General features: G+C 61.9%; 10 protein-coding genes. 9 read left to right on the top strand and 1 reads right to left on the bottom strand.

The window, feature by feature from the left end:
- The first annotated feature begins 203 nt into the window (after window positions 1-203).
- The 9 genes from AC2ISB_RS17220 to AC2ISB_RS17180 all read left to right on the top strand — a co-directional run bounded on the left by AC2ISB_RS17220 (window position 204) and on the right by AC2ISB_RS17180 (window position 11022).
- Window positions 204-1826, top strand: a complete 1623-nt coding sequence (locus AC2ISB_RS17220; protein WP_486577119.1) for an ABC transporter ATP-binding protein — start codon at window positions 204-206, stop codon at window positions 1824-1826.
- Window positions 1827-2045: 219 nt separating this feature from the next.
- The gene (locus AC2ISB_RS17215) at window positions 2046-2552 is read left to right on the top strand and encodes a MarR family winged helix-turn-helix transcriptional regulator (RefSeq protein ID WP_486577118.1); all 507 of its coding nucleotides are present in this window, start codon (window positions 2046-2048) and stop codon (window positions 2550-2552) included.
- Complete coding sequence (locus AC2ISB_RS17210) at window positions 2545-3243, top strand: SDR family NAD(P)-dependent oxidoreductase (RefSeq protein WP_486577117.1); 699 nt, start codon at window positions 2545-2547, stop codon at window positions 3241-3243. Before AC2ISB_RS17215 ends, AC2ISB_RS17210 begins: the two co-directional genes overlap by 8 nt.
- Window positions 3243-4574: an NAD(P)/FAD-dependent oxidoreductase gene (locus AC2ISB_RS17205; protein WP_486577116.1), complete on the top strand. Its 1332-nt coding sequence runs from the start codon at window positions 3243-3245 to the stop codon at window positions 4572-4574. The genes AC2ISB_RS17210 and AC2ISB_RS17205 overlap by 1 nt, the downstream gene beginning before the upstream one ends.
- Window positions 4575-4714: 140 nt before the next feature.
- On the top strand, window positions 4715-6373 hold the full coding sequence (locus AC2ISB_RS17200) for a peptide ABC transporter substrate-binding protein (protein ID WP_486577115.1): 1659 nt from the start codon (window positions 4715-4717) through the stop codon (window positions 6371-6373).
- A gap of 99 nt (window positions 6374-6472) precedes the next feature.
- Window positions 6473-7423, top strand: coding sequence for an ABC transporter permease (locus tag AC2ISB_RS17195; RefSeq protein WP_330646935.1), 951 nt, complete (start codon window positions 6473-6475; stop codon window positions 7421-7423).
- A 10-nt stretch (window positions 7424-7433) separates the two neighbouring features.
- The gene (locus AC2ISB_RS17190) at window positions 7434-8312 is read left to right on the top strand and encodes an ABC transporter permease (RefSeq protein ID WP_486577114.1); all 879 of its coding nucleotides are present in this window, start codon (window positions 7434-7436) and stop codon (window positions 8310-8312) included.
- A 7-nt stretch (window positions 8313-8319) separates the two neighbouring features.
- Window positions 8320-9633, top strand: coding sequence for an NAD(P)/FAD-dependent oxidoreductase (locus AC2ISB_RS17185; protein ID WP_486577113.1), 1314 nt, complete (start codon window positions 8320-8322; stop codon window positions 9631-9633).
- A 36-nt stretch (window positions 9634-9669) separates the two neighbouring features.
- Entirely contained in the window at window positions 9670-11022 is a 1353-nt protein-coding gene (locus tag AC2ISB_RS17180; RefSeq protein ID WP_330646937.1) for an NAD(P)/FAD-dependent oxidoreductase, read from the top strand.
- A gap of 27 nt (window positions 11023-11049) precedes the next feature.
- Here AC2ISB_RS17180 and AC2ISB_RS17175 read toward each other — a convergent pair whose 3' ends face one another.
- The gene (locus tag AC2ISB_RS17175) at window positions 11050-12522 is read right to left on the bottom strand and encodes an alanine/glycine:cation symporter family protein (protein ID WP_486577112.1); all 1473 of its coding nucleotides are present in this window, start codon (window positions 12520-12522) and stop codon (window positions 11050-11052) included.
- Window positions 12523-12713: the final 191 nt, after the last annotated feature.

The raw sequence follows: 12713 nt of genomic DNA, 5'->3' as shown, positions 1-12713 counted from the left end.
CCGTCGGGCCGCTGGTCCGGCCCGACGGCGACCTGATGTGATCCGGTTGGGGTGGTCGTTTTTCAGGCGCGAGCCTTGTGATCTGCCTTCATTATTAGCGTTTCCGGTCCGGTTCTGGCGCAGATCCCGTATAGGGCTTGCCGCTCCGGTCGTTCCGGCCCGAAGCTGGGCCTCTATAATAATGACAAACGACTGGACAAACTATGACGGCTCAAACAACGCCCACGGGTGCTGTGCTTTCGGTGCGCGGCCTCTCGGTGGCTTTGCCCAAGGCGCTGGACCGGCGCTTTGCGGTGGAAAATATCAGCTTTGACCTCCTGCAGGGCGAGATCCTGTGCATCATCGGGGAATCCGGCTCGGGGAAATCGGTGACCGCCAGCACGGTGATGGGGCTTTTGCCCGATGTGATGACGGTCAGCGCGGGCGAGATCACCTTTCGCGGCAAGGACCTGCTGAAACAGCCCGAATCCGAGTTTCGCAAGATGCGCGGGCGGGCGGTCTCGATGATCTTTCAGGACCCGCTCTCGGCGCTGAACCCTTTGATGACCATCGGCGACCAGATCCGCGAGGTGCTGGACACCCATCAGATGGGCGATAAGACCAGCCGCGCCCAAAAGGTGGTCGAGATGCTGACCGAGGTGGGTCTGCCCGACCCTGCGCTGATCCAGCATCAATACCCGTTCCGCCTGTCGGGCGGGCAGCGTCAGCGGGTGATGATCGCGATGGCTCTGGCGCTGGACCCCGATATCCTGATCGCGGACGAGCCGACGACCGCGCTGGATGTGACCACTCAGGCGCAGATCCTCGACCTGATCCGCAAGGTGCAGCGGCGCAAGAATATGTCGGTGATGTTCATCACCCATGATTTCGGTGTGGTGGCCGATATTGCCGACCGTGTGATCGTAATGGAAAAGGGCCATCTGGTCGAGCAGGGCGATGCGGGTTCGGTGCTGGAACGCCCGACCCACCCCTATACCAAAAAGCTGATCGCCGCTGTGCCCACGCTGCGCGAAGAAGACCGCCTGCGCGATCAGGCGCCGCCTGTGGTGATGGAGGTGAAGAACCTGCAAAAGACCTATCGCACACGCTCGGGGTTTCTGGGCAAGATGCGCGAGGTCCATGCCGTCAATGACATCAGCTTTACCCTGCGCAAGGGCGAGACGCTGGGGATCGTGGGCGAAAGCGGCTCGGGGAAATCCTCGATGGGCAAGGTGCTGATGAAGCTGATCGGGGCCGATGGCGGGCAGATCAATTTCCGTGGCGAGGACACGCTTGCGCTGAGCGAGGCCGAATTCCGCCCTCTGCGCGCCCGCATCCAGATGATCTTCCAGGACCCCTATGCCTCGCTCAATCCGCGCTTCACCGTGGGGCAGGCGATGTGTGTGGGGCCGGTGGCGCATCGTCTGCTGACCCATGCGGATGCGCGCAAGAAGGCCGAGCGTATCCTGCAGACCGTCGGGCTGGAGGCGCAGGCCTTTGACCGCTACCCGCATGAGTTCTCGGGCGGTCAGCGCCAACGGGTGGGGATTGCGCGCGCGCTGATGTTCGACCCCGACGTGATTGTGGCGGATGAGGCGGTCTCGGCGCTGGATGTGTCTATTCAGGCGCAGGTGCTGGATCTGCTGAACCGGCTGCAACAGGAGAGCAAGCTGGCGATGGTCTTCATCACCCATGACCTGCGCGTGGCCAGCCAGATCTGCGACGATATTCTGGTGATGCACCGCGGGAAAATGGTGGAATACGGCCCGCCCTCGCAGATCTTCCGCAACCCGAGCCATGACTATACCCGCAATCTGGTCTCCGCGATTCCGGGGATGGCGGCCTGAGGGGCGGCGTCTTACGGGCGGCGCCTGCCGTCGCCCGATCCGGCCTGTTTCACAAAATGCATCCGTGACGCGCATCTTTCCCTGTGGAAACCGGTGCAAACGCATCAATTCCGTGCAGTAGTTGTGAAGTGCAACCAATATCGTTGTGTTTCACAACTTTCCTCTTGCCCGAGGCCGCAAATGGCGGAACCCTGAGGGCAGGAACCGGAAAGGAGCGACATGGCGGATTTTGACCCTCCCCCCGAGAATGACGACCCGCCCATGATCATCGGCGGGCACCGGATCGACATTCTGGAAGGGGCGCTCAGCTGGTATATCCGTTCGCTCGATTCCATCGTCTCGCGCGATCTCGACAAGCGGATGGCGCATCTGGAGATCGCCAAGGGCAAAGGCAAGATCACCGCGCTTTTGCTGGTTGACGACTACCCCGCGATCCGCCCGTCCGAGATTGCCGAGGTGCTCATGCGCGACCGTCCGGCCACGGGTCGCATTCTTGACCGCATGGTGGAGCAAGGACTGATCCGGCGCGAGCCCTCGCCCGATGACCAGCGCGCCCAGTCGCTGTTTATCACTGAAAAGGGCCATGCGCTGTCGTTAGAAGTCCGCGAGATCATCCGCACGCAGGAGGCCGAGTTCTTCCATATGATCCCCGCACCCGAGCGTCAGGCGTTCAAACGGATGCTGAAAAGCGCCTATATCAATATGAGGAAGAGCTGGCATGACTGAGCCGCGTTGTGTGATGATTTCAGGGGCCAATCGCGGCATCGGGGCGGCGGTGGCCAAGCGTCTTCATGAGGCGGGCTGGGCCCTGAGCCTTGGCATGCGTCGCCCCGCTTTGCCCGCTTGGGCCGATGCTGCGCGCGTGCAGGTCTGCGCCTATGATGCCACCGATCCCGCCTCTGCCAGCGCTTGGGCCGAGGCGACCACTTCGCGATTTGGCCGGATTGATGCGCTGGTGGCCAATGCGGGCATCGCCAATCCGCAGGATGTGGTGAGCATTTCCGATGACGAGATGAACGCCCTGTTGCAGGTGAATGTGATGGGCCCGCAGCGTCTGGCCAAAGCCGCTTGGGAGGGGCTGAAGGTCTCGGGGCAGGGTCGGGTGATCCTTTTGGGCTCGCTTTCGGGGAAACGGGTGAAATCGGCGCGCTCCGGCCCCTATTCGGTGTCGAAATTCGCGGTGGTGGGGCTGGCGCATGCGCTTCGGCATGCAGGCTTCGATGACGGGATCCGCGCCACCGCCATTTGCCCCGGTTTTGTGGCCACCGATATGGCGCAAAGCCTGACCGACCGGGATACAGCCGCGATGACCCAACCCGAAGACCTTGCGCAGGTCATCGAGATGCTGATCAACCTGCCCAACACGGCGAGCGTCGCCGAATTTCATGTGAATTGCCAGCTCGAGGAGAGCTTCTGATGCCCGGTCCTTTTGTTGTTCCTGTTCATGGGGATGTGGATCTGCCTGAAAAGGTGGATGTGGTGGTGATCGGGGGTGGTATTATCGGCACCTCGACCGCGCTGGAACTGGTCGAACGCGGCCTGAAGGTTGCGCTTTGCGAGAAGGGCGGCATCGGGCACGAACAATCCAGCCGCAACTGGGGCTGGGTGCGGATCACGCGCCGCGACCCGCGCGAAGTTCCGCTGATGGCCGAAGCGCTGCGCATCTGGGACGGGATGGCAGAGCGTACGGGTCGTGATTTGGGGTTCAAACGGTCGGGGATCGCCTTTGCCTGCGCCGATGACAAAGCCTATGCCGAGCACGAGAAATGGCTGGAGAACCTGCGCGATTACCAGATCGACAGCCGGATGATCTCGGCGGATGAATTCGCTCAGCTCAATCCGGGCTGCAAGATGAAGGTGAAGGGTGCGCTTTATACCGCCGCCGATGCCCGCGCCGAGCCGCAGAAGGCCGCCCCCGCCATTGCCGAGGCCGCCCGCGACAAGGGCGCCTATATCCTGACCGAATGCGCCGTGCGCGGGATCGAGACCTCGGGCGGCTATGTCTCGGGGGTGGTGACCGAGCGCGGTCCGATCGCCTGCGAACAGGTGGTGCTGGCCGGTGGCGCCTGGTCAAGCCTGTTTGCCCGCAACAACGGGCTGCGCCTGCCGCAGCTGAAGGTTAAGAACTCGGTCATCCGCACCAAGCCGCTGGAAGGCGGGCCGGAGATGGCGATCTGGTCCGAAGGCTTCTCGATCCGCAAGCGGCAGGATGGCGGCTATACGATTGCCGACGGGTTCCGCAATATCGTGGATATCGTGCCCGATAGCTTCCGCTATATGAAGGACTTCCTGCCCGCGCTTGGTGCCGAATGGAAGGCGCTGATGTTGCGCTTTGGCGGGCGTTTCTATGACGAGGCCCGCATCCCCAACCGCTGGCGGCTGGATGAGGCAAGCCCTTTCGAATATAACCGCGTGCTTGACCCTAAGCCTGCGTTCAATCTGCAAGACAAAGCGCTGGCCAATCTGCGCGAGGCATTCCCTGTCTTCAATGACGCCCAGATCGCACAGCGTTGGGCAGGCGCCATCGATGTGACGCCCGATGCTATTCCGGTGATCTCGCCCATCGACCAGATCCCCGGCTTCCATATCGCCACCGGCTTTTCCGGCCACGGTTTCGGCATCGGGCCTGGCGCGGGCCGTCTGATGGCCGATCTGGTCACCGGCCGCACGCCCGTGGTCGATACAAAGCCTTTCCGTTTCAACCGCTTCAGTGATGGCACAAAGATAGAGATTATCAGCGGTTTCTAACCCGTCAGGGGGCGGCCCATCGCCCTGTGACACCCTAAGCGGGGCCAACCCGCACTCTCGACAGACAGACCTATCCCCGCAAGCCACCCGCTTTGCGGAACAGGATAGATTTGCCTGCAACCAACAACAGGGAATGCACGATGACGCAAGATCACAAGACCACATTCACCCGCCGCCAGAGCCTGATGATGATGGGGGCGGCCGGTTCGCTGGGCCTGATGGGGCCAAGCCTTCTGCGCAAGGATGCGGCGCTGGCGGCCAATGCCTCGCCCGAGGGGCAGCTGGTGCTGGCGTTTTCGCAAGAGCCCACCGTTTTCAACCCTTTGATGCCGCATATCGAGGTGGATGAGGGCGTTTATTACGCCATTTTCGACACGCTGTTCGATTTCGACCCCGAGGGGCAGCTGTTCCCGATCCTTGCCGCTGAAGTGCCCACCGTGGCCAATGGCGGGATCTCGGAAGACGGGCTGAGCTGGAAGGTGAAGTTGAAAGAGGGCGTCACCTGGCATGACGGCACGCCCTTCACCGCCGAAGACGTGAAATTCAGCCTTGAACTGACCGTGAACCCCGATTTCCGGTCCTTCCGCTCGACCGGCTATAAGTTCATGCGCGACATTACCGTTGTCTCGCCCACCGAGATCACTTGGACCATGTCCGAACCCTTCGCGCCGCTCGCAGGCGTTCTGGCCTCGACCTATATGATCCCCAAAGCCGCCTTTGACGGTCAGGCCGATCTGAACAATACGCCCTTCATGAACAGCCCCATCGGCACCGGCCCTTATAAGTGGAAGACCCGTATGGCGGGCGACCATATCGAGCTGGAAGCCAATGCCGATTACCATATGGACGGGCCGCATCTGAAATCGCTGATCATCAAATATGTGCCTGATCTCAACGTGATGTACACCCAGTTCAAATCGGGCGACATTGATGTGGTGGGGCTGCAATATATCTCTCCCGACCATCTGGCCGAGGCCGAGAAACTGCCGGGCAAAGTGGTCAAAGTGGCAGGCACCGCAACTTTCGAGAGCTTCGGGCTGAACATGCAGCGCCCGCAGTTTCAGGATCTGGCGGTGCGTCAGGCGCTTTATGCGGCCATCGACAAAAGCTCGATCATCGATGCGCTTTACTACGGCGTGCCGACCCCTACCGAGACCTATATGCCGCAGCAGAGCTTCTACTATAACCCCGATCTGCCCAAGCATGAGTTTTCCATCGAGGCCGCCAACAAGCTGCTGGATGACGCAGGCTGGGAGAAAGGCGACGATGGCATCCGTGCCAAAGATGGGGTGAAACTGTCCTTCACCAATTCGACCACCGCCGGCAACCATCTGCGCGAGCAGGCACAGCAATTCATCCAGCAGACCTTCAAGGAGATCGGCGTGGATATGCAGATCAAGAACCTGCCGCCAGCCGTGATGTGGGGCGATTACTGGATGAATTCGGAATTCGATACGGTGGTTGTGGGGCTGAACTGTCTGGCGGGCGCCGACCCTGATACGTCGGATTACTTCATGTCCACCATGTCGCCTGCCTTGGGTGGTTCGGGGCAGAACACCTTCGCCTATCAAAGCGAGAAGGTGGACGAGCTGCTGAAAGCCGGCGCGAAGAGCTTTGTGCCCGAGGACCGCAAGAAGATCTATCAGGAACAGCAGGCCGTCATGCGTCATGACCTGCCCTTCCTGCCGATGTTCCAATACGCCGTGGTCAAGGGCTGGAAAGAGGATGTCGCAGGGCCCACGCCCAATGTGAACAACCGCATCGATACATGGAACGTGCGCGACTGGTCGCGCACCTGACCCCCAGCCGGAGGGCGCACCCCTCCGGTACCTGTCCCTCCGCGCGATCCGCGGAGGGGCCTTTTCCCAAGTTCTGAAGCCCCAACCGAAAGGCACGACATGCTGCGCTATATCCTGTCCCGCCTCGGGCAAAGCCTGATCCTTCTTGTCATCGTTTCCTGTATCGGCTTTTGCGTGCTGTCGCTGGCCCCCGGGGGGCCTTTGTCGCAATTCGCCCTTAGCCCCGGCATGACGCAGGAGCAGCTGGCCAAAATCGCCGAGCAGATGGGCCTGAACCGCCCGCTTCCGGTGCAATATATCGACTGGCTCAGCCATCTGTTCGTGGGCGATTGGGGGCAAAGCTACCGCGACGGTCAGCCCGTTCTGGCGGTCATCGGGCGGCATCTTTTCGCCACGCTTTTGCTGATGGGCACGGCGACGGTGATTTCGGTGACGCTGGGCTCGGCCATCGGGATTTTCTCGGCGCTCAAACGTGGGGGCGCGTTTGACTATACGATGACGGTCTTTGCCATGGTCGCGCTGTCGATCCCGACCTTCTGGTTCGGGCTTGTCGCGATCTATGTCTTCTCGCTCAATCTGGGCTGGCTGCCTGCGGGCAATATGTACACCGTGGGCGATGGCTCGGTGCTGGATTACCTGCGCCACCTGATCCTGCCCGCCATGGTGCTGGCGCTGGTCGATGTGGCGATCTGGTCGCGCTACATGCGGACCTCGACGCTGAATGTCATCAAACAGGATTTCGTGCGCACCGCGCGTGCCAAAGGGCTGACCTCGCGCCGCGTGCTTTTCAAACATATCGTGGGCAATTCGCTGGTGCCGATGATCACGCTTGCGGGGCTGCAGCTGCCTATGGTGCTGGGGGGCGCTCTGGTGACCGAGACCGTTTTCACATGGCCCGGCATGGGGCGGCTCTTCCTCGATAGCCTTGGCTATAACGACTATCCGGTGGTGATGGGGCTTCTCATGGCCTCGGCCATTCTGGTTCTGGTGGGCAATCTGGCCGCCGATCTCATTGTTGCGCTGATCGATCCGCGCATCCGTCTGGATTGAGGAGGCTTTGATGACCACCACCACAACCGATCTCGCGCCCCGCGCCAAAGTCTTCCGCTCGCGCGCTTTGCGCCGCTTCGCCTCGCATAAGCTGGCGCTTCTGGGGCTGATCATGGTGCTGGCGCTGACTGTGGCCTGTTTCGTGGGGCCGCATTTCCTGCCCTATGATGAACTCTATATCGACCTGCGCGCGCGTTTTGCGCCCCCCGGCACCGGCGCGCATATCTTCGGCACCGACCCTCTGGGCCGCGATATCGCCGCGCGACTGTTCCATGCGGGGCAGGTGTCCATGGCCATCGGCTTTGCGGTGATGGTGATTGCCACTGCGATCGGGTCGGTCATCGGGGTGCTGTCGGGCTATTACGGCGGCAAGGTCTCGGCGGTGCTGATGCGGATCGTCGATGCGTTTCTGTCCTTTCCGTCGGTTTTCCTGCTGCTGGCGCTGGCGGCCTTTATCCAGCCCGGTCCGGTGATGATCGCGCTGATCATTGCCGCCACCAGCTGGATGGAGGTGGCCCGCATCGTCGAGGCCGAGGTCAAATCGCTGAAAGGTCAGGATTTCGTGCAGGCGGCGCAAATGCTGGGCCTGTCCGAGCGCTGGATCATGTTCCGCGAGCTTCTGCCCAATGCCATCGGCCCGATCATCGTGGCGGCCACCCTGACGGTGGCCCGCGCGATCCTGCTTGAGGCCTATATCTCTTTCCTCGGCTATGGGATCCAGCCGCCGCTGCCCTCTTGGGGCAATATGCTCAACGGTGCGCAGCAATATCTCGATAGCGCGCCGTGGCTGGCCATTGTGCCCGGTGTGGCGATCACCATTGCCGTGGCGGGGTTCAACTTTATCGGAGACGGTCTGCGCGACGCCTTCGACAGCCGCACCGATCTGTGAGGGCATGATGCGCCGGTTTTCCCCCTTCGAGGATACGCTCTGGTATGCAACGGCCGCCCCCGCGCCGCAGACTCGGCCCTTGCAGGGCGATGTGCAGGCGGATGTCTGTATTGTGGGCGCGGGCTATTCCGGCCTGACCACGGCGCTGGAACTTGCCAAGCAGGGCGTCAGCGTCGCCGTGTTAGAGCGCGCTCAGGTGGGGTTTGGCGGCTCGGGGCGGAACGCGGGCCATTGCACGCCGACCTTCACCCATTATTCGCTGCCCGATCTGCGCCGCGTGCTGGGCGAACCTTGGGCCGAGCGGCTGATCCACCGCCAGACCCGCGCCAATGACCGCGTAGGCGCGATGATCCGTGACTATGGGATCGACTGCGAATGGGAGCAGAACGGCTATGTGCAGGGCGCTTTATTCCCCAGCCATATCAATGTGATGGAGAAACGCGCCACTGAATATAACGCGGTGGGTGCCCGCACGCGTATGCTCGACCGCGCCGAGGTTGCGGCCATCACCGGATCGCCGCGTTTCTTGGGCGGGTGGTATCACGAAGAGGCGGGCGGGCTGAATGCGCTTGGCTATGCGCGGGGGCTGGCGCGGGCCGTCATGCGCGAAGGCGGGCAGATCTTCACCGAAAGCCATGTGACGGGCACCTCGCGCGAGGGCGGCCGATGGGCGGTCACCACGCCGCAGGGCAGGGTGCTGGCCGAGAAGGTGATCTATACCACGGGCGCCTATACGGTGGCGGGCTGGCCGAAGCTGGAGCAGACCTTCCGCATCCTGCGGGTGTTTGTGGCGGCGACCCAACCTCTGTCGCCCGAAACGCAGGCCCATCTTCTGCCCAAGCGCACCACCATTCAGGACGGGCGCGGCGATATCTATGTCTATAAATACAATGCGCAAAACCGCATCGTGGCCTCGATGTTCCCGATGATCCGGCGTGGCTATGACCGTGCGTTGACCGCAAAGATCATGACCGACCGTCTGAAGTGGCTGCATCCCGAAATCCGCGAGGACATCCGCTGGGACTTCTTCTGGACCGGCGAGCTGGACATGCAGCGCCAGACCGTGCCCCGCCTGTATCAGCTTGCCCCCGGAGTGGTGGCGATGACTGGCCTGTCGGGGCGGGGCGTGCCGACCGGGTCCATGCTGGGCGGTATTCTGGCGGATTGGGCGATGGAGGCCGATCTGGACCTCCGGCTTGAACCGCTCAGCGCTCAGCCGCGCTATATGGACGTGGCGCCCAAGGCGGCGCTTCTGGGCTATCGGTTGCGCGATAATTTCAAGGCTTTGCGACAGGGCGCGCCCCTGCCGCCCCATGCATAAGACGGGGTGTTTCCGTCTGATTTAAGGAGAAGACCCATGCCAGGACCGAAGCTTGACCCGGTCGAAAGCGATGCCGTCCTGCCGAAGGCGGTGGATGTTGTGATTATCGGTGGTGGAATTGCGGGCACCTGTGCCGCGCTTGAACTGGTGGACCGCGGGCTGAAGGTGGCGATCTGCGAGAAGGGCGAGATCGGGGCCGAACAATCCAGCCGCAACTGGGGCTGGGTCCGGCTGACCCATCGTGACCCGCGCGAGATGCCCTTGATGGTGGAAGCCGTGCGCATGTGGGAGGGGCTCAACGAGAGGGTCGAGGCCGAGACGGGCTATCGCCAGTCGGGGGTGACCTATACCTGTGCCAGCGATGATGTGCTGGAAGAAGAAAAGGAATGGGCTGATCTGCTGCAAAGCTACCAGATCCCCGCGCGCATGATCACCCGTGAGGAGGCGCTGGCTGAATATGAGGGGATGGATCTGCCGATCAAGGGCGCGCTTCATAACCCCAAGGATGGCCGCGCCGAGCCGCAGAAGGCCGCGCCTGCCGTGGCCCGCGCGGTGCAGGCCCGTGGTGGCAGCGTGCACCAGAATACGGCGGTGCGGATGATCGACGTCAAGGATGGCCGCGTGACAGGGGTGATCACCGAACACGGGCGGATCGCCTGTTCGCAGGTGCTGCTGGCGGGGGGTATCTGGTCGCGCTTGATGCTGGACAATATGGGCATCTACCTGCCGCAGCTGCGCACCAAGAACACCGTATTGCGGACCTCCCCCATGGAGGGCGGGCCCGAAGGCACCATCAAGTTCCGCGAATTCGCCATGCGGCGCAGGATGGACGGCGGCTATACCATCGCCTCTTCCGCCAATAGCCGCTACGAGATCACCCCCGATAGCTTCCGCCTGTTCGGTGCCTTCCTTCCGGCGCTGAAGAACGAATGGCGCGGGCTGCGTTTCGGCTTTGGCTCGGCCTTTGTGGACGGGCTGAAGACCAAGCGCAAATGGAGCGCCAATGATGTGACCCCCTTCGAGGAGACCCGCATCATGGACCCCCAGCCCGAGACCGCCTTTATCGATAAGGTCTTTGCACAGGTCTCGGCGCGCTGGCCAAAGATGAAGGGCATGAAGATCGAGCAACGCTGGGCGGGGATTATCGACGTGCTGCCCGATGTGATCCCTGTGATCTCCGGCACCGAAGGGGTGAAGAACGGGGTCAAGGGGCTGTTTGTCTCGACCGGATTTTCGGGGCATGGCTTCGGGCTTGGTCCGGGAGCGGGGCGGCTGGTGGCCGATCTGATGACCGGCCATCCGCCCATCGTGGACCCCACGCCCTTCCGGCTGCACCGTTTCTCGGACGGGTCGAAAATCGCACCGATGAGCGGCATCACCCGCAGATGAAAAAGGGGGCCAAGCGGCCCCCTTTCCTTAGCGATGCACGGTATGATCTGAGGCTTTCCACTCGTCCCAGCCGGGCTGACCTTGCATGAAGGCCTCGATCTCGTGCTGGTTGGCCTCCAGCTTGGGATCATGGCGCAGGTAGTGGCGCGTTTCGCGGGCGATCAGCCCCGACAGGATCAAGAGGCCGATCAGGTTCGGGATGGCCATCAGCCCGTTCATCACATCCGAGAAGTTCCACACCACACCCAGCTGCATGGTGCAGCCGATATAGACGATGACCGAGAACAGCACGCGGAAGGGCATGACAAGGCGGCGACCGAAGAGCCGCTCGATATTGCGTTCGCCGTAATAGGCCCAGCCGAGGATGGTGGAATAGGCAAAAAGCACAAGACCCAAGGTCACGATCCAGTCGCCCCAGCTTCCCGGCAGCCCGTGGGAGAAGGCGCGGGCGGTCATCACGGCCGCCGAGATCTGCTCGCCGGTCACGGGGTCGAGCTGGTTCCAGACGCCGGTGGTGACAATCACCAGACCGGTGCAGCTGACCACGATGATCGTATCGATAAAGGTCTGTGTCATCGAGACAAGCCCTTGCCGGACGGGGTGGCTGGTCTGGGCCGAAGCTGCGGCAATCGCCGCCGAGCCCATGCCGGATTCATTCGAGAAAATGCCGCGTGCCACACCGAATTGCACAGCGATCATGATGGTCGAGCCCAGGAACCCGCCGGTGGCAGCCGAGCCGGTAAAAGCGTCCGAGAAGATCTCGGCCAAAGCCGTCGGAATGGTGCCCGCATTGGCGATCAGAATATACAGCGCGCCCAGCACGTAGAAGACGATCATCGCAGGCACCAGACCCGCCGTCACCCGACCGATGGACTTGATCCCGCCCACCAGAACAACCAGCGTCATCACCGCCAGCACCGCGCCGGAGATCCATGTCGGGATATGGAAGCTCTGGTCGAGGTTCGAGGCGATGGAATTGCCCTGCGTCATATTGCCGATGCCGAAACAGGCGCAGACCGCGAAGATCGAGAATGCGATGGCGAGGAATTTCCCGAACCCGTTCGGAATGCCGCGTTCGAGGTAATATTGCGGGCCACCCGATTTCTCGCCCGCCGCATCGGTGACGCGGAAGCGCACACCGCAGAAGGCTTCGGAATATTTCGAGGCCATCCCCAGCAGGGCCGTCACCCACATCCAGAACAGCGCCCCCGGGCCGCCCACGCTGATGGCGGTGGCAACCCCCACGATGTTACCGGTGCCGACAGTGGCCGCCATTGCGGTGGTCAGCGCCTGAAACTGGCTGATATCCCCTTCGGCCCCATGATCGTGACGGCGCCACAGACCAAGGCGCAGCGCCGCGCCAAGACGGACAAACTGCAACGCGCCCAGTCGGAAGGTGAGAAAAATACCCGTTCCCAGAAGGAGAGGGATAAGAAGGTAGGGGCCCCATACGATGCCCCCGACTGTTCCCAGAAAGGATTCCAGAGTGTCCGTCGTCATCAACTGTCTCTTTATTCAATAAGTCATCCCGAGCAAAACGTCGGGCCTGAAGCCGATTGTCAAGCCGAAGGCGGGGTGGATGTTTGATCGATTGATTAAGAAAAATGCCTGAAATGTAGAGTGTGGGTGAAAATATTTGCATCAGGTGCATGTCGGCTATGTGAAAAAAAGCGTAAAACAGAGCGTTTCGC

This window comes from Thioclava sp. NS-SX20 (assembly GCF_057380695.1).
Note: the sequence above shows the minus strand (reverse complement) of the source record. Positions and strands in the feature narration are given on the sequence as shown.